This is a genomic window from Rhizobium sp. WW_1 (genome assembly GCF_003610155.1).
In the GTDB taxonomy this organism is placed as follows: Bacteria; Pseudomonadota; Alphaproteobacteria; order Rhizobiales; family Rhizobiaceae; genus Rhizobium; species Rhizobium tropici_A.
This window is the reverse complement of the sequence record NZ_RAIN01000004.1, coordinates 247652-268368: the sequence shown is the minus strand read 5'-3', so window position 1 is coordinate 268368 and position 20717 is coordinate 247652. Positions and strand designations below refer to the sequence as shown.

Sequence of the window (20717 nt, the reverse complement as noted above, 5' to 3'; positions counted from 1 at the left end):
ATGGCCGCAGCACTTCAACGGCATGTTCACAGCGCCAGCGGCAGAGCGTTCGCGGGGCTGGCGCGCAATCTCTTCGGCAATGTCCGGCTCGATTTCGGCACGGCAGACGAAAACAAGAGCCGCATGACGTCTGCCATATTGGGAGCTTGCCGGCTGACGCGACTGGAGGCTGACCGGCATGTCGTCTTCGGCGACCATGTGACGGCGGGTCCTGATGATCCCGATGCGATCAAGTTGCTTGTGCAGAGCGAGGGCAGCGCTGCGCTCACGCAGGGCGGGTTGCATGCGCCCGTCTCGCGGAACGCACTTGTCATCTACGATCCCAGTCGTCCCTACATGCTGACGAACAGCACAGAAGTCCGCCAACTGCTGCTGCAATTGCCGCGTCACGCACTGCCGACGACGGCCGTGGACCGATTGACACAGCCCTTCACGGCACACGCCGAGCAGGACGGAATGTGCCGGATACTTCTATCGCTGATGGACTCGACCATCCACGAGATTGATCATCTCGATGAGGCCAGGCGCACAAGCGTTGGCCAGACCATGATTGAGCTTGTGCGCACCATGATCGGCGCCGATCTGCTGCAGGCAAAATCCATGGCCAATCCGCTTGGCGTGCTGCTGCAGCGGATCAAGGATTTCATCGATATCAATCTGGAGCGGCCTGATCTGACCGTGGCGTTGATTGCGCGCCGCATGGGCTGCTCGGTGCGCTACGTCTACCGCGCGTTCGCAGTCGAATGCCTGACGCCTTCTGACTACATCTGGGACCTGCGCGTGCAGAAAGCTGCGGCGCAATTGCGGGAAGCTAACGGCTATGCCGGAGAAATATCCGGAATTGCCTTCGCCCTCGGCTTTTCCTCCAGCGCGCATTTTTCGCGCGCATTCCGCCATCGCTATGGCGTTTCGCCGTCGCAATGGCGCAAGGCCAGCATGTTCTAGCGGATGAGGTAGCCCGGCCGTAGCCGGGCCACCAGGTTTCTTATTGCATGGATTCGGCCACTCTCAGCGTATCGGTGAACTGCTCGAAACGCCGGATTTTGTCTCCGGCGACGCCCCAGACATGCACGACGCGAGCCTTGAAGGCCTTTCCGGTCTGCTTGTTCGTGCCGCTGTAGTCACCGACGGCCACAACTTCTTCGCCGGCGTCGAGGAGACGTTCGAGCTTGAAGCTGTATCCGTCGAAGGCTTGGCCGAGTGCCTGGAAGACGTTCTTGAAGATCTCCTGCGGTCCGACATAGGTGCCGGCGCAGGGAAAGCCATCCATCTCCGTCCAGCGGCAATCGGGCGCGATGTCGGCGAGCATGCCATCCATGTCGCGGCGGTCGTTGGCGTCGTAATGCGCCTTTACGATATCGAATGCTCTACGCATTGTGTCCTCACACAGGTTCCTGGCCGGGCAGGTAATAGGTCGTCGAGGCCTTGCGGATGAAGGCGCCGGCCGGGCTGTTCTGGATACGGCCGTCACCGGTGATGCCGAGGAACTTGCCTGTCGAACGCATATCATTGAAATTGTAGAAGAAGGTGGATGCGACCGCGATCTTGAATTCGCGGAAGGTGAAGATGTAGAGATTGTCGTCGAACTTGAAGGTCGTCGTGAGATCGACATCGCCATGGCCGCGCTGCACGCCGACGAGGCATTGCCAGGCATAGCGCTGCGACGAGAGATAGGTGTGCTCGTAAACGTGGTTGGGGCTGTAGGTGAAGTGCGCCCTGAGCCCGATCAGATCGCGGCTCTCATGCGGCACCGGCCCGCTCGCCGTACCACCATCGATGACACCGGCGCGGAAGATCTGAGCGACCTGCGGTTCGCCAACGGATTCCTTGAGATCGCGAACGATCGAATAGATGGAAAGGACGCGGCGCGTTTCGACATTGAGGATCAGCGTCTCGGCTTCCTTGGGGCGGCCGGCAAAGATGATCTCGATGAAATAGGTTTTGGGCGCGACTTCGATCACTTCCGAGAGATCGGTGCCGCTGCCCTTGCCGTCGGACCATTTGACTTCACCCTTGGCGAAGGCAAGCTCCAGCGTGCGGCCGTCGTCGAACGAAATCTTGTGAGACGAGCCGGCAAGAGCCTCCGTCGCCGGCAGGCGGTTCGTGTCGATGCCATAGGCGAATTCGTCGTAGGTTTTCCAGTCCTTGGGATTCTGGTTCATCGGTATCTCCTCCCCATTATTCTACAAAAGCAAGTGTCGGCAGGTCGACCGTGCCCGCGCCGCCGTCGACAGTCAGGACCGCGCCATTGATCATCGATGCTTCGCCCGAGGCGAGGAAGCAGACGGCATTGGCGACATCTTCGGCGGTTGCCGGCCGGCCAAGCGGCACGTCCTTGGTGACGAGCGCATAGGCTTCCTCGATGCTGTTCAGCTTGTATTTCTCGACGATGAACTCCATCTGCTCGTCGGCCATGGCGGTCGTCACCCAACCCGGGCAGACGGTGTTGGTGCGTACGCCCTTGCGGCCGTAGTCGCGCGCCAGCGATTTCGCGAGCCCGATGCAGCCGTGCTTCATCGTGACGTAGCCGGCCGCATCCGGGCCGGCAAACAGCCCGGCGATCGAGGCGAGAACGACGATATTGCCCTGGTTCTTGATGAGATGAGGCAGGGATTCGCGGGCGCTGACGAAGGCGGTGTTGAGGTTGAGACGCACGGCAAGATCCCAGGTCTCGTCCGACATGCTGACCGTCGGTCCAACGCCATGGCCGCCGGCATTGGCAATCAGAATATCGAGGCCGCCATGGGTCTCGACCACTTTTTCTACGGCAGCCTTCATCGCGGCTCCGTCGGCCGCATCGGCTGCCACGATGGTTGCGCCGATCTCCTCGGCCACCGCTCGCAGCGGCTCGGGACGACGGCCGACGAGCGCGACATTGCCGCCTTCCTGCCGAATGCGGCGCGCAACTGCAGCGCCGATGCCCGTACCACCGCCAGTGATCAGGGCGGTCTTGTTCTTGAAACGCATGTTTCCTCCTCTTGGCTTTCTGGATCATCATGGCCGATGCTTGCGAAGGCGTCGCGTCTAGCTGTGCAGTCCGTTTTGACTGAGCGTGCACAATGCATCCTCAAGGCCGATAATTTGCGCGATGAGGGACAAGGTCATGCGACGCCGGGGAGGGCGGTGTCGGCGATCAATAGACCTTAGCGTCCGCCGGCGGCTTGGCGGCGTCGGCTTTCTTGAAGTCGTCGAGGAGTTTGGTCGTGGCATTGGCAAGCAGGGTGACGTCATTGCCGATCGCGACGAATGTCGCACCAAGTTCGAGATAGCGTTTGGCCAGCGAGAGGTCGCCGATCAGGATACCGGCTGCCTTGTCGTGCGACTGGATTTTTGCCAGAGCCTTCTCGACCTCTGCCTGCACCTCTGGCGCACCGGGTTTTCCGAGATAGCCCATGTCGGCGGCAAGATCGGCGGGGCCGATGAAGACGCCGTCAACGCCTTCCGTCGAGGCGATGTCGTCGAGCGCTGCAAGCCCGGCTCGGCTTTCCACCTGCAGGAGCAGGCAGATCTCGTCATTGGCCGTCGCAAGGTAGTCCGGAATGCGGTTGAAAGCAGAAGCGCGGGCAAGAGCTGCGCCGACGCCGCGCACACCGTGCGGCGGATATCTGATCGCCCTGACCAGGGCCTCGGCCATTTCCTTGCTTTCGACCATGGGAATGAGCAGTGTCTGGGCGCCGATATCAAGCAGCTGCTTGATAATCCAGGTCTCGCCAATCGGCGGACGGATCACCGCATGGCTTGATGTGCCCTTCATCGCCTGCAGTTGCGAGACGAGAAGCGGCACGTCGTTCGGCGCGTGCTCGGCATCGAGCAGCAGCCAGTCGTAACCGGCGCCAGCTGATATCTCGACCGTGTAGGCATTGGCGAGCGCCTGCCAGAGGCCGATCTGCGCCCGCCCTTCCTTCAGGGCTTGCTTGAAGTGGTTCTTGGGCGCCGGCATGAGTTCACTCCTTCATGCAAAGAACAGGCTGACCGATCCGTAGGGACCGAAATCGGCATTGATCGTATCGCCGTGCCGCGCCTCGATCGGGCGGATAAACGAACCGGCAAGCACGATCTGGCCGGCCTCGATGCCGTCGCCATATTGCGACAGGCGATTGGCAAGCCAGGCGATGCCGCGTGCAGGCTGGTTAAGAACGCCAGCACCAAGGCCGGTTTCCTCGACTTCGGCGTTGCGGCTGACGATCGCGCCCATCCAGCGCATGTCGATCTGGTCGGGCCGCACCGCGCGGCCGCCGGTGACGATGCCGGCGTTGGCGGCGTTGTCTGAGATGGTATCGACGATGGTGCGGGCCTTCTTCGTGTCAGGATCGACGCGGAGGATGCGGGTGTCGAGGATCTCAAGCGCCGGCGTGACATAGTCGGTGGCATTCAGCACATCGAAGATCGAAACATTCGGCCCCCTGAGCGGCGCCTTCATGACGAAAGCGATTTCGGCCTCGATGCGTGGCTGGATGAAGCGATCAGCCGGCACGGTCGCGCCGTCTTCGAAGATCATGTCGTCGAAGAGCACGCCGGAATCGGGAATGTTGATATTGAGGGCATATTGCATCGCCTTCGATGTCAGCCCGATCTTCCAGCCGATCGGCTTGCGGCCGGCTGCTATCTTCTTCTTCACCCATGCACTCTGGATGGCATAGGAGTCGTCCATGGTCATCTGCGGGTGCTTCAGCGACAGGAGCCCGGTCTGAAGGCGCGTCCGCTCGGCCTGGTCGAGGCTCTCAGCTGCGGCCTGGATTTCATCTTGCGACAGCATCAGAGCACCTCGTCGGCGATGGTGTTTTTCAGGATGCCGAGGCCATCGGCCTCGACTTCGACGACATCGCCGGGCTTCAGCCAGATCGGCGGGTCGAAGCGGGCGCCGGCGCCGGTCGGCGTGCCTGTTACGATGACGTCGCCGGGGACGAGCGTGGTGAAGGTGGAGATGTAGTTGATGATTTTGCGGAAGGAGAAGATCATCCGGCTGGTGCGGTCGCTCTGGCGGACCTCGCCGTTGACGCGGGTCTTGAGCTCGATGTCATCTAGCTGAGCCGCATCGGTGAAGGGGATCAACCAGGGGCCGATAGAGCCTGTATTGTCGAAATTCTTGCCCTGGGTGACGTTGAACTTCGCGTGCCGAACCCAGTCGCGGATCGTACCTTCGTTGCAAAGCGAGAGAGCCGCAATGTGGCTGAAGGCATCGACTTCGGCAATCCGCCGGCCGCCCTTGCCGATGACGATGACGATCTCGCCTTCGTAGTCGAGTTGGGGGCTTTCCGGCGGCCGGATCAGCGGTTGGTCGTGGCCGGTGAAGGACCGCGGAAAGCGGATGAAGAGCGAGGGGTTGGAGGGGGCAGCCTGCCCATCCTTGTATTCCTCGTTGCGGTCGGGGAAGTTGACCCCGACGCAGATGATCTTTTCCGGCGACGGGATGGGAATCTCGAAGCGGATGTCGTCAAGCGCGAAATCCGGCTTCAACGATTTGGCTTCCTCCGCGAGCTGAGCGAGGCAGCCAGCCTGGATCACCTCACGCAGCGTCGGCCAGGTCGCGCCGTGGCGGGCGGAGAGGTCGACGACACCGCCGTCGACCGCAAGCCCGTAACCGTGACGGCCGCTTCTCGAAAAAGACAGGAATCTTGGATGGGTCATGCTTTCATGGCCTTCTCTTGACCTCAGACGACGCCGCCGAGGCAGACATATTTGATTTCGGTGAATTCCTCGATGCCGTAGCGCGATCCCTCGCGGCCGAGGCCTGAGAGTTTGACGCCGCCGAAAGGCGCTTCGGCCGTCGAGATCAGGCCGGTATTGACCCCGACCATGCCGTATTCCAGCGCTTCCGCGACACGGAAGACGCGGGCGAGGTCCTTGGCATAGAAATAGGAGGCGAGGCCGAATTCGGTGTCGTTCGCCTGGGCGATGACGTCGGCCTCGTCCTTGAAGCGGAAGAGGGGAGCCACCGGCCCGAAGGTCTCTTCCTTCGCAACGGCCATGGCGGGTGTGACGTCGGCAAGCACGGTTGCCTCATAGAAGCGTCCGCCGAGCTGATGGCGATGACCGCCGGCAACGACGCGGCCTCCCTTGGAAAGGGCATCGGCGACATGCTCCTCGACCTTGGCAAGGGCTGCCTCGTCGATCAGCGGTCCGAGATTGATGCCCTCGTCGAAACCGTTGCCGGTCTTCAGCGAATTGACGGCCTTGGAGAGCTTTTCCGCAAAGGCATCATAGACGCCGTCCTGCACATAGAGACGATTGGCGCAGACGCAGGTCTGGCCGTTATTGCGGAACTTGGCAATCATGGCACCTTCGACGGCGGCATCGAGATCAGCGTCGTCGAAGACGATGAAAGGCGCATTGCCGCCGAGTTCCAGGCCGAGTTTCTTGATGGTCGGCGCGCTCTGCTTGTAGAGCTCGGCGCCGACTTCGGTCGAACCGGTGAAAGTGAGCTTGCGCACGACAGGGCTACCCGTCATTTCGGCGCCGATGGCGCGGGCCGAGCCTGTCAGAACGCTGAAGAGACCCTTGGGCAGGCCGGCGCGTTCGGCCAGGATCGCAATCGCGATCGCCGAAAACGGCGTCTGCGAGGCGGGCTTCAGCACCATGGCGCAGCCGGCGGCAAAGGCCGGCCCGGCCTTGCGGGTGATCATCGCATTCGGGAAATTCCAGGGGGTGATCGCCGCGACCACGCCGATCGGCTGTTTCATGACCAGAATGCGCTTGTCCTTCTGGTGGCCGGGAATGATGTCGCCATAGACGCGGCGGGCCTCTTCGGCAAACCATTCGACGAAGCTTGCGCCATAGGCGATCTCGCCCTTGGCTTCGGGCAGCGGTTTGCCCTGTTCGGCCGTCAGGATGCGTCCGAGATCATCCTGGTTTTCCATCATCAGCTCGAACCAGCGCCGGAGGATGCCGGAGCGTTCCTTGGCGGTGCGGCCGGCCCATTCCTTCTGCGCGGCTTCGGCTGCGGCAATCGCCTTCTTTGTCTCGGCGGCGCCCAGATTGGGAACGAGACCGATGATCTCGCCCGTGGCCGGATTGTCGACCTTGATCGCATTGGATGGATCGGCTTCGATCCACTCGCCGCCGACCAATGCCGCCTGTCGGAACAATGTTGCGTCTTTCAGATTCATGACTGCCTCCTCGCGCTTTCGAACGCTGATGAGAGCGGGCATTTTCACCCGCTCTCAAGGGTAACGCTTAAGGCGCGATAATCGGCTGTGCCTTCAGGTCAGGCTCGGCCACTTCCGCACCGGCAAACAGGCTACCATGTTCGAACCAGGATTTGGGAGCGGGTGCGCCCCAAAGAGTCTGGCGCTGCGGATCTTTCAGATCCCATTTGATCGGCTCCAGGTCAGGATCGACGGTCTGGTAGTCCGAGCAATAGATCTCGATGCGATGGCCGTCCGGATCGAGAATATAGAGGAAGAAGGCGTTCGAGATGCCGTGGCGGCCCGGACCGCGCTCGATATTGGCAACCCAGCCGGTCGTCGCCATCAGGTCGAGCAAGTCGATGATGTTGAGCGGCGTCGGCACCCAGAAGGCGGTGTGGTGCAGGCGCGGGCCGCGGCCATTGGTGAAGGCGATGTCGTGGACGCCGCCCTTGCGATGCGTCCAGGCCGCCCAGAGGCGACCGGTTTCCGCATCCTCGGTATATTCGGTCACGCGGAAGCCGAGCTCGTTATAGAAGGCGACGCTCTCGTCGACATTGGTCGAGAAGCAGTTGAAGTGGTCGATGCGCAGCGGCTTCACACCCTTGTAAAGCGCGTATTTCTGGTGGATCGGCGGCAGGCGATCCATCTTCGAATAGAATTCAAGGGGTATGCCGTGCGGGTCGCGGGTACGGAAGGTCCGCGCCTGATAGGGGCGTTCGACCCATTCCACCGGCAGATCCTTGCCCTTGAAGAAATGCGCCGCCTTGTCGAGATCCTCGTCGCTGAAGACCTTGAAGCCGAGATCACGCGCCTCGGCCTTGTCGGACTTCTTGAGCACGATGCAGTGATGGCCGCGCTCTTCCAGCGCCCGGAGATAGATCGTATCGGCCGTTTCGTCCGTCACCTGCAGGCCGAGCGTATCGACATAGAAGGCGCGGGACTTGGCAAGATCGATGACGCCGAACTCGACATGGCTGAGGCGGACGATGTTGAAGGGCGGGTAGAGATTGGGTTTCGGCAGGGGCATTTGTTCCTCCTCTTATGCGTACTTATGTGTTGGCGGCTCAGCCGCCGAGTTTCTGAATGGCGTGTGGCTTGGTGGCGAAGGCGATGTTCTTGGTTTCCATGTAGAAATCGAAAGACCAGTCGCCGCCGTCGCGGCCGATGCCGGAGCTCTTGACCCCACCGAAGGGGGTCGGCAAATGGCGGACGTTTTCTGAGTTCACCCAGATCATGCCGGCTTCGAGATGATCGGTGAACCGGAAAGCGCGGGTGACGTCCGACGTCCAGAGATAGCCTGTGAGGCCGTATTGGACGTCATTGGCAAGGGCAAGCGCATCGGCTTCGTCCTTGAAGGGGATGGCAGTCAGCACCGGCCCGAAGATCTCTTCCTGGGCGATGCGCATCTGGTTGTTGGCGCCGGTGAACAGGGTGGGGGAGACATAGCAACCGCCGCCAGGGCCGTTGACCTTCTCACCGCCGGCGGCAAGCGTAGCACCTTCCGAACGGCCGATCTGGATATATTCCAGCACCTTCTTTTCATGCACGGGATGAACGAGCGGGCCGACCACGGTTTCCGGGTCCAGCGGATGACCGACCTTGATACGCTTGGCCTTCTCAGCGACGATCGCGGTGAATTTGTCGTAGACGCTTTCCTCGACCAGCAGGCGCGATGACGAGGTGCAGCGCTCGCCGTTCAGAGAGTAGATCATGAAGACGGCCGCATCGGCGGCGCGCTCCAGATCGGCGTCTGCAAAGACGATGACCGGGTTCTTGCCGCCAAGCTCGAAATGCACACGCTTCAGCGTATCAGCGCCCTGCTTCATGATCATCGAGCCGGTGCGGCTTTCGCCGACGAAGCCGATCGCCTTGATCAGGGGATGTTCCGTCAGAGCCTTGCCGGCATCCTCGCCGAAGCCGTTGACGAGGTTCCAGACCCCCTTCGGCAGGCCGGCTTCCTCGGCGATGTCAATCAGAAGGCGCGCGGTCAGCGGCGAGAACTCGGCCGGCTTGTGGACGATGGTGCATCCGGCGGCAAGCGCCGGCGCGATCTTCCAGGTCGACAGCATGAAAGGGGTGTTCCAGGGCGTGATGATACCGACCGGGCCGATCGGCACGCGGGTCGTCAGGTTCACCTGGCCCTCGGCGCGGATCGCCTTGCCGTCACGGGCTTCCGGTGCGCGGTCGGCGAAGAAGCGGAAGTTTTCCGCGCCGCGCAGGGCGGCTTTCGCCATGAACTTCAGCGACTGCCCGGTGTCCATGCATTCGACGAAGGCGATCTCTTCGGCGCGGGCCACGATCGCATCGGCTATTCTGTGCAGCAGCTTCTTGCGCGCGTCGCCCGGCATGGCGGCCCATTCGGCGAAAGCGGCTTTTGCAGCCTTTGCGGCGCGATCGATATCGGCAGCCTTGCCGCGGGCAACGGTTGCGAGCGGCTTCAGGTCGATGGGGGAGATGGTCTCGAAGGTGGAACCATCATCGGCGCGCACATCCTCGCCATTGATGCGGTTGAGTACGCCGCTATCCTTGAACCGGGCCAGAAAGCCTTCGGCCTTTGCGATGTTTTCCTGCAGTTTGGACATCGTCTATTCCTTTGGTGTTACGTCGTCCCGCGAAGGGAGGTGTCACTTGCCGCGTAGACGCGGGTGAATGGCGTTCTTCTTCCAACTCAGTTCCGCATCGATCTCGCGGATCTCCAGCGAGAGGGCGAAATGCGGCGTCTCAAAGAGGGGGCCGAGGACGTCGATGGCCGCTGCAAAGATCGCCTCACCTGTGCGCTTCTTTTCGTCGTCCGTACGGCCCTTGCCGATGCGGAAGTTCAGATCCACGAAGGCGTTTTCAGGCAGCTTGTCGGCGATGGCGTAATGCTCGGCGCGAAAGGCGCGCACCCGTACGGCCCCGACCTCGAAAAGACCGGTATCCAGAACTGTCTTCAGCAGCCGCTCGCAGAGCGCGCCGATATCGGCGCGGCCCTCTAGATTAGCCGAATATTCGATGGCGAGATGTGGCATTAAGTCCTCCCGATCTCCTATTTACTTAACACGTTAACAATTATGTTGAAGATGTCAAGCGGCAGAGTCAGCTTTCTTGCCATCTCCAGGCTTTCATTGACGTAGCGCGACAGGCGCTCGGCGCTGTCGGGAATTTCCGGGCGTTCGGCGAGCCATCCGATATATGTAAGGCTCCTCAGCACCATGAATAGAGGCAGGCTCGCCAGAGCCGCGTCGGAGAGTGCTCGCCGGCTGCGGTAGCCTGATATCAGCGCTCTCTCGATTGCCGGATAGGCGGGTTCGTTGCGGTTCTTGAGCAGCGTCGTTGCCAGATCGAACAGGCGGAAACCGTGCCCCGCGTCGTCGAAATCGATGAAGGCGACATTGCCGTCAGTTCCTGTCAGGAAGATGTTTTCCCGTACGAGATCGGCATGGATCAGTCCGTAGTCGAGGCTCTCACTGTCCGCATAAGCGAGGGCGCGGCGCAGCTCGTGGCGTAGTGCCGAGAGCGCGATAATGCTCTCAGGCGAAAGGCCGCGACAATCCCAGAAGCGGCCCCAGAGTGGCTTTTCGCCGACCAGGCCGTCGACGTCCCAAGCCGGACGACGAAAGCGTTCCGGCGGTTCCCAGGCATCGGCAAGCGCGTGCATGGCGGCCATGTTTTGACCGATGCGGAAGAAGATTGCCTCCTGCATTTCAGTCGATTGCGAAAGCGGCGTGCCGCTCTGGCCAAGCGGAACGCCATCGATCCAGCTCACCACATCGGCATGCTGTTCGGGAAAATGCCTGTTGGCCCCCAGGCGAACGAGGCTTTGCCTGCTTGTCGTTGGAACCGGGCTCGGGACGTCGAGCCCGCCTAGCTTGAGCGCCGCCATGAAATGTAGTTCCGAACGCAGGCTCGTCTCGTCATGGTAACCCGGTCGGTGCAACCGGAGGGCGGCGAATTGCCCGTCTTCCAGCGTAATGCGGAAGACGGCGTTCTCCCGATATTTCATCAGGACCGGCTCGTGCGCCTGCACCGGCCAATGGTCGAGGGCCTCCAGCGCGCGCTTCTGCAAGGCGTCGCGGATGTTTTGCGGCAGCTGATCAGCCATATCGCCTCACAGGCCGGACAGGACGTCGTCGAAGATCGACAACATGAATTCGGCATTTTCCCGGGTGAACGGCATGGGCGGGCGGATCTTCGTAGCGCATTGGTGAATGCCGATCTTGCCCATCAGCACGCCGCGTTCGCGCATGGTGTTGATGATGCGTGTCGCCTCGGCAGTGGCCGGCTCCTTCGTTTGCCTGTCCAGAACGAATTCCGTGCCCATGAACAGGCCGCTGCCGCGCACATCGCCGATGATCGAATGCTTCTGCGCCAGCCGCTTGAAGGCATCGCGGGTGTATTCGCCGACATTGCGGGCATTCTCGACGAGTTTTTCATTCTCGATGACATCGAGCACCGCCATGGCAGCCGCACAGGAGACCGGATTGCCGCCGAAGGTATTGAAATAGCGGAATGCCTTGCGGAAGGCATTGATCGTATCGACATTGGCGATGACGCCGCCGACGGGATGCCCATTGGCCATCGGCTTACCGAGTGTCACGATATCGGGAACGATGCCCGCGTGCTGGTGGCCCCACATGTGCGAGCCTGTGCGGCCGAAACCGGGCTGCACCTCATCGGTGATCACGAGGCCGCCGGCCTTGCGCACGGCAGCAACCGTCTTATCCAGGAAGCCCGGCGGCAGATCCGGAAAGCCTTCGTTGGCAAAGAACGGATCGATGATGATGGCCGAGAAGCCGTGCGGTGTGTCTTGAAGAGAGGCGATTGCCTTCTCGACTTCGGCTGCGAAGGCCGTCGCAAAAGCGTCTCCGCCCTCGCCGCCGAGCGGACGGTAGCTGTCGGGAGCCGGCACATGGCGGACATGGCCGCCGAAACCGCCAACCGGCGGCATGCGGGTCGATAGCTGCGATACCGCGGTCGTATTGCCATGATAGGTGTGGTTCGTGGCGATGACGCCGGTCTTTCCGGTCACCGCCTGCGCCATGCGCAGGGCCACGTCGTTCGCCTCGCTGCCGGTGCAGGTCAGGATCGCGGCATTGAGGCTCTTGTCGAAGGTTGCAGTCAGCCGCTCGACATAGTCGAGAATGCCTTCATGCAGGTAGCGCGTATGCGTGTTCAGCATCGACGCCTGCCGGGTGATCGCCTCGACGACGTGAGGATGGCAATGGCCGACATGCGGCACGTTGTTGTAGCAGTCGAGATATTTGCGGCCGTCGGCATCCCAGAGCCAGACGCCTTCCCCGCGCACGAGATGCACGGGGTCGTCGTAGAAGAGCGACATGTTGCGGCCTAAGAGCCGTTCACGACGCGCGATAAGGGCTGCATTGTCGGACATGATCAGCCCCGTGCTGCAGTGAGACCTGCGTCGAGCGCGGTCAGCATCGTCTGGACATTTTCCGCGGTCACGATCAGCGGCGGCGACATGATGACGTTGGCACCCGAGGTGCGCACCAGAACGCCGGCATCATAGGTGGCGTCCTGCACCTTCTGGATGACGTCCTTGGCAGCGCCGCTCTTCTTTGTGCGGTCGCTGACGAGTTCGAGGGCGCACATCAGGCCCTTGCCGCGCACGTCGCCCACCAGCTCATGCTTGTCCTGCAGCTCCTTCAGGCCGGAGAGCAGCTCTTCGCCGCGAGCGGCCGCATTATCGGCGACGTTGAGGCGCTTGGTTTCCTTCAAGGTGGCAAGGGCTGCGGCCGCGCCGACCGGATGGCCGGAATAGGTGTAGCCGTGGCCGATGCTGCCGAGCGGGCCCTTGTTGCTTTCGAAGACCTGCGCCACCTTGTCGGAGATCATCACGGCACCGAAGGGGAAGTAGCCGTTGGTGATCGCCTTTGCCGTCGACATCATGTCCGGCTGTACGCCCCAGAGGCGCGACCCGGTCCAGGCGCCGGTGCGGCCGAACGCCGTTATGACCTCGTCGGCGATCAAGAGAATGCCATGCCGGTCGCAGATCTCGCGCATCAGCGGCAGGAAGGTTTCGTGCGGGACGATCACGCCGCCGGCGCCGAGCACCGGTTCGACGATGAGGGCAGCGATGGTGTCGGCACCCTGGAAGGCGATTTCATCCTCGAAGAGCCTGCCGATCGCCGCCGCGATCTCGGCATCGTCGGTGGTGTTGAAGGGGTTGCGATAGGTGAAGGGGGCGGGCAGGTGGATGACGCCCGGGAGCAGCGGCTCGTAATTGCGACGGAAGTTCTGGTTGCCGTTGACGGAAGCGCCGCCGAAATGCGTGCCGTGATAGCCCTTTTTTAGTGCGACGAACTTGGTGCGCTCCGGCTGGCCGTTGACCTTGTGGAACTGGCGCGCCAGCCGCAGGCAGGTCTCGACCGAATCCGAGCCGCCCGAGGTGAAGAAGGAGCGGCTGAGGCCATCCGGCTTGAACCATTCGGCAAGTTCGTAGGAGAGTTCGATCAGCGGCGAGTTGGTCGTGCCGCGAAACGTCGAGTAGTAGGGCAGCTCATCGAGCTGGTCGCGGATCGCCTTCTTCACCGGCTCGCAGGAATAGCCGAGATTGACGTTCCAGAGGCCGCCGACGGCATCAAGCACCTTCTTGCCCTGAATATCGACGATTTCGACGCCTTCGCCTGAATTGATGATGCGCGGCGGGTTGGCCTGCATTTCCGCGGGATGAGCCATCGGATGCCACAGGTGGCGGGCATTGTTTTCGATGATGAAATTGGTCTCACGCATGTCAAATTCCTCTTGGTTCAGAGCCCCAGCATGGCAAGTGCGCGGGCATAGCTTTCTGCAGGGCGGGTCACGTCGAAATGCACGTGAGGCAGGCTCACGGCTTCGGCGCCCTCGATGTTCTTCTTCTGGTCGTCAACGAAGACGCAGGCCTCGCGCGGCAAGTTAAGCTCGGCAAGAACGAGCTCGTAAGCGCGGGGATCGGGTTTCAGGATCTTCGTATAGGTTGCATCGACGATGACGTCGAAAAGTTCGATCAGCGGAAAACGTTGGCGGAACTCGACGCCGTAGAAGAGGTCGAGTTCGTTCGACAGGATCGCCAGCTTGAGACCGGCCTTCTTGGCGCGCAGAATGGCGTCGCGGGCTTCCGGGCGCAGAACCAGTTCCGGCTCGGCGCCGCGCGCGCGGCGGACGAAGGTCTGCATATCGGTCCAGTTTTCACCGACCAGCTCGCCGACTTCGTTCGTGCGCTTGAGCCAATAGTCGCGTTCGGTGATCTCGCGATTCTGCATTGCAACCCAGAGCGGGTCCGTCGTCGTGTCGAACGGTCCGAGCCAGGTCAGCGAACCCTCGGGAAGGCCGAGGGCGCGCTCGGTGACGTCATGCGTCTCGAACAGCGTGCGAGTGACGACGCCGCCGAAGTCGAGGATAAGCGCGCAGTCCTGTGTCATGGCCTTCCCTCCGGAATGACGCCTTCGGCCACCCATTGATCGAAGATGGCGAGTGCTGCTGCCGAAAAGGCCGGTTCGTTGATATGGGCAGAGATCTCTTGCAACGTTACGGAAGGCGGAACGGCGCGGCGCATCTCGTCGACGAAGGCGTCGAGACCTTCCGGATCATGCAGCGGCTCTTCCGGTTTGTCCCATTCCTGCAAGCCCTCGGTCGGCAGGAGGAAGGCGACCTTCGCATCGGCGCGTTTCAGTTTTTCTCCGATCAGCCGCGCGACTTCACGCCGTCCCTCTGGCGATGTCGTCACCGATCCGATCAGCCGGTTATGGGCATGATAGGGGCGATCGGCAAAAATCCCGGGCAGTGCCTGCCATGCCTGCAGATCGACCATGTCGACGGCGCCGGGGGCGACGAGCTGCGGAATGCCGGCGCGTCCGGCGTTCTCGAGCCTGTCCGGCCCGGAGGTAACGACGCTGCTATAATGATGATTACTGACTTCCTGGATGCAGAAATCGAAGACGGCGGCAAAGTCGCCCTTCGCGGCGATCGCCTCATAAGCGCGGCCGCCCATGCCGGTGGAGTGGAAGACGGCGACGTCATAGCCGCGCCTTTCCAGCTCGGGCCGCAGATACTTCATATATTTCAGGCAGGACGAGCCGAGAGACGTCATGCCGACGAGCGGCCGTTCGCGATCGGGCTTGGTGCCGTGCTTTGCGGCTCCGACGACCGCGCCGCAAGCCTGCGAAAGGACCGAACGGCAGATGCTGTTGAGGCCGTAGAGGCCGCCGGCCCACAGGATCATCATCAGGTCTGGCGCGATGCGTTCCGGCGGAATGAGATGGGAGTAAGCTATGGTGGAAACGACGAACTTCGGGACGCCGAGTGGCAGGACGGCGGCGACATCAAGCGCCAGATCCGTGCCCATGGACCCGCCGAGCGCGATGACGCCATCAACCAGGCCGTCGCCATAGAGCTGTCGGGTCAGTGCAGATGCGCCCTTTGCCATGGCTTCCATGGCGCTGTTTTCATCGCCGCTTTCGGCAATCGCCTCGATCGTTGTAGCGGCGGCCTTTGCGATGTCATGCTTGGAATAGTCGGGGCTATAGGGCGGATTGCCGAGAATGCTGACATCCATCATAACAGGCTGGCCGCCAGCTTCCCTGATGACGGACGCCATGAATTGCAGTTCGTCGCATTTGGTGTCACCGGTTCCGATGACGAGTATCCTTGGCAGGGGAGCCGCGGGGCTCATCAATCTGTCCTCCTGATTTTTGCAATGGTTCCCATGGGTCTTTCCGACCCGTAATATTTTTCTGAGATGGCGTTGGCCGCAGCGACGGCCTGGGCGCCGAATTCGTGGATGGCAGCCTTGGTCGTGCGTGAGAGCGGCGCGGCAATCGCCACGCAGCCGATCGGATGGCCGTTCGGCATCCGCACCGGCGCCGCCGTACTGATGACGCCTGCCTCAAGCCCCTGATGGCTGATGGAAAAGCCGCGTGCAGCAGTCTCATCGAGCATGGCGCGCACCAACTGCGGATCGGTGACGGTGTGATCGGTAAATTTCTCGAGCGGCTTCTTGAGCGCCGCGTCGATTTCCGCCCGAGCGCAGAAGGCAAGGTATGCACCGCCGGACGCGGTGGCATGGAGGGGCAAGAGACTGCCGACATCGACGATGATGCGATGCGCGCGCGGCGAATCCTCGACGTGAATGGTCGAAAGCTGTCCGCCGGAAAACTCCGAGAGATGCACCGTTTCGGTCGATGATTCGGCGAGCGCCCTGATGAAAGGGATGGCAACCCGCAGGAAGGGAAAGCGCGCCTCGCGGATGCGGGCGAGACGAACGGGCGCCGAGCCGATACGGTAGCGACGGCTATCCGGATCCTGCTCCACGAAACCGTGCTTTTCCAGCTCCACCAGAAAGCGTCGTGCCGTCGCCTTGTCCAGCGCGCACAGGCGGGCGATGTCGGTCAGACCCGCCTCCTTGTCCAGCCGTGACAGGGTGTCCAGCAATGCCAGCGCCTTTCCGATCGTGCTCATCGTTCCTCCTCTTGGGTTGGTCAGTTTCCGATTTTGTGCGTCCAGCCGTGGCTCTCGTCAAATCAGCTTGTTGACCCTGCGCTGCGGCACGATAGCAGCGACCCAAGATACTTAACATGCGAAATAACTTGACAGAGGGCGGCAATGTTTGCAAGTCTATATTTGAAGCTACGGTTCAAATATTGAACCATAAGCGCTGACGGCGATAAAATCAACAAAAGCATAAGCCCGCTCGTCAGTCCGGTTTTTGGTGGAGGTCGCCCGCGTGCAATCGCGGCGATGATCGGATGTTCTTAAACAAGGGGAACGAACGCAAATGAGCACGCAAAATTCGCAAGGCGCGGCTGAAAACCAGCTACGCAAAAACAGTCTCGGCGTCGGTGCCGTGACCTTCCTCGTGGTGTCGGCCGCAGCACCGCTGACGGCTGTTGCCGGCGGTGTGCCGCTTTCAATGATGCTCGGCAATGGGCCGGGCATACCGCTCACCTTTCTGCTGGTGACAGGCATTCTGTTGTTGTTTGCGGTCGGCTATGTCGCCATGGCCCGTCACATCCGCAACGCGGGCGCCTTCTATGCCTACACGGCCCAGGGCCTTGGCGGTCTCATGGGTGGTGCCGCGGCGCTCATCGCCATCCTTGCCTACAATGCCATGCAGGTGGGCGTTCTCGGGCTTTTCGGGGCGGCGACCAAGGGCTTCTTTGCCGAGCAGCTCGGCCTTGACCTGCCCTGGTGGGTCTGGAGCTTTGTCGGCATCGCCTTCGTCGCCGTTTTCGGCTACCGTCGCGTCGATCTATCGGCGAAGGTGCTGACGGTGCTCGTTATTCTCGAATATCTCGTCGTGCTCGTCATCGACGCTGCGATCTTCGTCAAGGGCGGCGATGCCGGCCTTTCTGCAGCACCGTTTACGCCAACCGCCTTCTGGAGCGGAACGCCGGCGATCGGCCTCCTGTTTTGCTTCGCAGCCTTCATCGGCTTCGAAGCCACGACCATCTATAGCGAAGAGGCTCGTGAGCCGGAAAAGACCGTCCCGCGCGCCACCTATATTTCCGTTCTCATCATCGGCCTCTTCTACATGTTGACATCCTGGCTGATGGTGACCGGCGCCGGCGTCGACAAGCTCGTGCCGACGCTGCAGGGGCTTGCCGATCCGACGACTTTCCTCTTCGGCCTTGCCGAGCGCTATGTCGGCCACTGGATTACCGTCGTGATGAGCGTTCTCTTCATCACCAGCCTGTTTGCCGGCATTCTCGCCTTCCACAATGGCGTGGCGCGCTACATGTATGTTGCCGGTCGCGAGGGGCTGCTGCCGAAGTCTGTTGGCGTTACGCATCCGATCTTCCAGAGCCCGCATGTCGGTTCGATTATCCAGACTGTCATCGCCGTGCTCGTCGTCGCGCTTTTTGCGGTCACGGGTCAGGATCCGGTGCTGGCGCTCTTCTCCTGGCTTACCAATGTCGCGACGCTCGCAATCATCCTGCTGATGGCTTTCACGGCCTTCTCGATCGTTATGTTCTTCACCCGCAACCCGGGACTTGAACGCAATGTCCTTGCGATCAAGGTGTTGCCGATCGTGACGGGACTGATCCTTCTGGCACTCGTCTATTATATCTCGGCGAACTTCGGCGCGATTGCCGGTGCCAATGGCGTGTTGGCGGTGTTGTTGCCGGGTCTGGTGCTGGTCGCAGGGATCATCGGATTTATCGCAGCGGCACGTCTGAAATCGTCAGACGCGGCGGGCTATGCCCGCCTCGGTGCCGGCCAGGAAGCCTGAACCAGTTCCAATCGTGGTGGCGGGGAAGCCCGCCACCCTCTTTGTGAGAAAATGAGATGCAGGACAAGATCGATCAGCTCCGGACATTATCCGTTTCGCCACAGACTCTGTTTATCGGCGGTGCATGGCGCCAGCCGGCCAGCGGTGCCGCCATGGACGTCATTTCGCCGATCGACGGCACGCTCCTCACCACGATTGCCGATGCCGGTACGGAAGATGTCGATCTCGCCGTCAAGGCAGCGCGTCGGGCCTTCGAAAAGGGCACCTGGTCGAAGGCGGCACCGGCCGAACGCAAGAAGGTGCTGCTGAAAATTGCCGAACTGATCGAGAAGAACACGCTCGAACTCGCAGTGCTCGGCGTGCGTGACAACGGCACCGAAATCTCGATGGCACTGAAGGCCGAGCCCGGCAGTGCGGCCGGCACGTTCCGCTATTATGCCGAGGCGATCGACAAGGTCTATGGCGAGATCGCTCCGACAGCCGAGAATATTCTCGGTCTCGTCCACCGCGAAGCCATCGGTGTCGTCGCGGCCATCGTGCCGTGGAATTTCCCGATGATGATCGGCGCGTGGAAGATCGCACCAGCGCTTGCCGCTGGCAATTCCGTGGTGCTGAAGCCCGCCGAGGGTGCGTCGCTGACGCTGCTGAAGCTTGCCGAAATCTGTGCCGAAGCGGGATTGCCCGAAGGCGTCTTCAACGTCGTCACCGGCCGCGGCGCGGTTTGCGGCGAGGCGTTGGGGCTGCATATGGATATCGATGTGCTCGCCTTCACCGGTTCCGGTCCTATCGGGCGGCGGCTTCTTGAATATTCGGCGCGCTCCAATCTGAAGCGGGTCTATCTGGAGCTTGGCGGCAAGTCGCCGAATGTCATCTTTGCCGATGCGCCCGATCTCGATCAGGCGGCCAAGGTGTCGGCCTATGGTATCTTCCGCAATTCCGGGCAGGTTTGCGTCGCCGGTTCGCGGCTGCTGGTCGAAAAGTCGATTCATGAAGCCTTTTCGGAGAAAGTCGTACGCATCGCCGAGAGCATGAAGGTCGGCGATCCCTTGCAGTTGGCGACGGAAGCAGGAGCCATCTCCAGTGAGATCCAGCTGAAGAAGGACCTCGGCTACGTCTCGCAGGCGGTGTCGGAAGGCGCATCGCTGCGCGCCGGCGGCTCGCGGATTCTCGAGGAGACAGGTGGTTACTATATGCGGCCGGCTGTCTTCGACGTAACGCCCTCGATGACTTTGGCGCGGGAAGAGGTTTTCGGTCCGGTTCTTTCGATCATTCCCTTCGAGACGGAAGCTGAAGCCCTGGAGATCGCCAATGCCACGGAATATGGCCTTGCCTCGGCCGTCTGGACATCGAACCTGTCGCGCGCTCACCGGATGGTGCGCGGCATCCGCGCCGGCGTGGTGCATGTCAACACTTATGGCGGTGCCGATAACAGTGTCCCGCTCGGCGGCGTCAGGCAATCTGGCAACGGACATGACAAGTCGCTGCACGCGCTCGACAAGTACGTCGATCTGAAGACCGCATGGATACAACTCTAACGCCGGCTCGATCTCGCCATCACCCGGTTCGCCGCGTTCGAACCGGGGCCAATGTCGACGGTATAGCTTTCGGCATGTCGCGAGCCTCATCTGTTGAAGGCTCGGAGAGCGACTTCGTTTAGCCGCGCCGTGATCCAGCATGAGTGGTCTATTTTAAAAAGCGGGTCAATCTTCGGTGCCGATTGACATGGCGGGATTTATGAAGACATTTCAGCGGTCAAGACCGCATTGGGTGCTCGGATTGCCCCCGCTTGGGGTCCTCTATCTCTCTCGTTAGCGCGGCGCGGTACAGATATGAGAATTCGAGGCGGTCGCATCGCCATCCTTTTGTTCTTGCACGGTCTTGCGCTTCCTGCGTTTGCGGCAGCCGTGCAAGACCCCACTGAGCAGACGTTGAACGCATGCCTGAACGATCCAGAGCATGGATCGACCGGAGGGCAGGATGAATGCGAGGCCGCGGCGTTGGCATCCTATGACAAGCGAATGAACGTGGCCTATTCCAAGCTGATCAAGTCGCTGCCGGCCCAGGCTGGGCAAGACCTGAAGGCTGCTCAAAGAGCCTGGATAAGCTATCGTGATTTGGAGGCCCGGGCGCGGGGCGGGCTGTTCGAAACCCGGCAGGGAACCATGTATGCGCCCATGCAGGCAGACGCCGAAACCGATCTGACCCGCGACCGGACATTGCTTCTGGAAGGCTATCTTCGCGTCCTCGAGATCGACGGACCGTAAGAGAGATCAGAAGCGAGGGATTTCGATCCGAGCCCGTGCCCTTCGTGGCCGCAATGACAAGTCCGGATCGTGCTTGATGGCATGATTTTCGGCTCCATTTCATGCGCGGGTGGTTGTGGC

At 61.4% G+C, this 20717-nt stretch carries 20 protein-coding genes; 4 read left to right on the top strand and 16 right to left on the bottom strand.

Annotation, left to right across the window (positions count from 1 at the left end; genetic code table 11):
* Complete coding sequence (locus tag BJ928_RS14365; protein WP_047630037.1) at nt 1–945, top strand: helix-turn-helix domain-containing protein; 945 nt, start codon at nt 1–3, stop codon at nt 943–945.
* Between the two features lie 40 nt (nt 946–985).
* Here the strand turns inward: BJ928_RS14365 and BJ928_RS14360 are convergent, their stop codons facing one another.
* From BJ928_RS14360 to BJ928_RS14285, 16 genes are all read right to left on the bottom strand, one after another.
* A complete protein-coding gene (locus tag BJ928_RS14360) occupies nt 986–1375 on the bottom strand; it encodes a nuclear transport factor 2 family protein (RefSeq protein ID WP_047630035.1) in 390 nt (129 codons plus the stop codon).
* A 7-nt stretch (nt 1376–1382) separates the two neighbouring features.
* A complete protein-coding gene (locus BJ928_RS14355) occupies nt 1383–2162 on the bottom strand; it encodes a MoaF C-terminal domain-containing protein (RefSeq protein WP_047630033.1) in 780 nt (259 codons plus the stop codon).
* A 16-nt stretch (nt 2163–2178) separates the two neighbouring features.
* Entirely contained in the window at nt 2179–2967 is a 789-nt protein-coding gene (locus tag BJ928_RS14350) for an SDR family oxidoreductase (protein WP_047630030.1), read from the bottom strand.
* A 166-nt stretch (nt 2968–3133) separates the two neighbouring features.
* Nucleotides 3134–3940, bottom strand: coding sequence for a 4-hydroxy-2-oxoheptanedioate aldolase (gene hpaI, locus BJ928_RS14345; RefSeq protein ID WP_047630027.1), 807 nt, complete (start codon nt 3938–3940; stop codon nt 3134–3136).
* A gap of 12 nt (nt 3941–3952) precedes the next feature.
* Complete coding sequence (gene hpaH / locus BJ928_RS14340) at nt 3953–4756, bottom strand: 2-oxo-hept-4-ene-1,7-dioate hydratase (protein ID WP_047630025.1); 804 nt, start codon at nt 4754–4756, stop codon at nt 3953–3955.
* Nucleotides 4756–5628, bottom strand: coding sequence for a fumarylacetoacetate hydrolase family protein (locus BJ928_RS14335; protein WP_047630024.1), 873 nt, complete (start codon nt 5626–5628; stop codon nt 4756–4758). The genes hpaH and BJ928_RS14335 overlap by 1 nt, the downstream gene beginning before the upstream one ends.
* A gap of 23 nt (nt 5629–5651) precedes the next feature.
* Complete coding sequence (gene gabD, locus BJ928_RS14330; RefSeq protein ID WP_047630477.1) at nt 5652–7106, bottom strand: NADP-dependent succinate-semialdehyde dehydrogenase; 1455 nt, start codon at nt 7104–7106, stop codon at nt 5652–5654.
* A 67-nt stretch (nt 7107–7173) separates the two neighbouring features.
* A complete protein-coding gene (gene hpaD / locus BJ928_RS14325) occupies nt 7174–8154 on the bottom strand; it encodes a 3,4-dihydroxyphenylacetate 2,3-dioxygenase (protein WP_047630022.1) in 981 nt (326 codons plus the stop codon).
* Between the two features lie 37 nt (nt 8155–8191).
* Nucleotides 8192–9709 carry a 5-carboxymethyl-2-hydroxymuconate semialdehyde dehydrogenase gene (hpaE, locus tag BJ928_RS14320; protein ID WP_047630021.1) on the bottom strand — a complete coding sequence of 506 codons (1518 nt, stop codon included), beginning with the start codon at nt 9707–9709 and terminating at the stop codon, nt 8192–8194.
* 42 nt (nt 9710–9751) lie between these two features.
* On the bottom strand, nt 9752–10138 hold the full coding sequence (locus tag BJ928_RS14315; protein ID WP_047630020.1) for a 5-carboxymethyl-2-hydroxymuconate Delta-isomerase: 387 nt from the start codon (nt 10136–10138) through the stop codon (nt 9752–9754).
* A gap of 17 nt (nt 10139–10155) precedes the next feature.
* Nucleotides 10156–11211, bottom strand: coding sequence for a homoserine kinase (locus BJ928_RS14310; protein WP_052227546.1), 1056 nt, complete (start codon nt 11209–11211; stop codon nt 10156–10158).
* 6 nt (nt 11212–11217) lie between these two features.
* On the bottom strand, nt 11218–12501 hold the full coding sequence (locus BJ928_RS14305; RefSeq protein ID WP_047630018.1) for an aspartate aminotransferase family protein: 1284 nt from the start codon (nt 12499–12501) through the stop codon (nt 11218–11220).
* 2 nt (nt 12502–12503) lie between these two features.
* Nucleotides 12504–13859, bottom strand: a complete 1356-nt coding sequence (locus BJ928_RS14300; protein ID WP_047630015.1) for an aspartate aminotransferase family protein — start codon at nt 13857–13859, stop codon at nt 12504–12506.
* A gap of 17 nt (nt 13860–13876) precedes the next feature.
* Complete coding sequence (locus tag BJ928_RS14295; protein WP_047630014.1) at nt 13877–14527, bottom strand: HAD-IA family hydrolase; 651 nt, start codon at nt 14525–14527, stop codon at nt 13877–13879.
* Complete coding sequence (locus BJ928_RS14290; RefSeq protein WP_047630012.1) at nt 14524–15777, bottom strand: Tm-1-like ATP-binding domain-containing protein; 1254 nt, start codon at nt 15775–15777, stop codon at nt 14524–14526. The genes BJ928_RS14295 and BJ928_RS14290 overlap by 4 nt, the downstream gene beginning before the upstream one ends.
* Nucleotides 15777–16562, bottom strand: a complete 786-nt coding sequence (locus BJ928_RS14285; RefSeq protein WP_047630008.1) for an IclR family transcriptional regulator — start codon at nt 16560–16562, stop codon at nt 15777–15779. The genes BJ928_RS14290 and BJ928_RS14285 overlap by 1 nt, the downstream gene beginning before the upstream one ends.
* Before the next feature lie 316 nt (nt 16563–16878).
* On the opposite strand from BJ928_RS14285, the gene BJ928_RS14280 reads away from it, so the two are divergent.
* The 3 genes from BJ928_RS14280 to BJ928_RS14270 all read left to right on the top strand — a co-directional run bounded on the left by BJ928_RS14280 (nt 16879) and on the right by BJ928_RS14270 (nt 20597).
* The gene (locus BJ928_RS14280) at nt 16879–18333 is read left to right on the top strand and encodes an APC family permease (RefSeq protein ID WP_047630005.1); all 1455 of its coding nucleotides are present in this window, start codon (nt 16879–16881) and stop codon (nt 18331–18333) included.
* A 56-nt stretch (nt 18334–18389) separates the two neighbouring features.
* Complete coding sequence (locus BJ928_RS14275) at nt 18390–19868, top strand: aldehyde dehydrogenase (RefSeq protein ID WP_047630002.1); 1479 nt, start codon at nt 18390–18392, stop codon at nt 19866–19868.
* Between the two features lie 369 nt (nt 19869–20237).
* Nucleotides 20238–20597: a lysozyme inhibitor LprI family protein gene (locus tag BJ928_RS14270; protein WP_245432304.1), complete on the top strand. Its 360-nt coding sequence runs from the start codon at nt 20238–20240 to the stop codon at nt 20595–20597.
* The last annotated feature ends 120 nt before the right edge of the window (nt 20598–20717 follow it).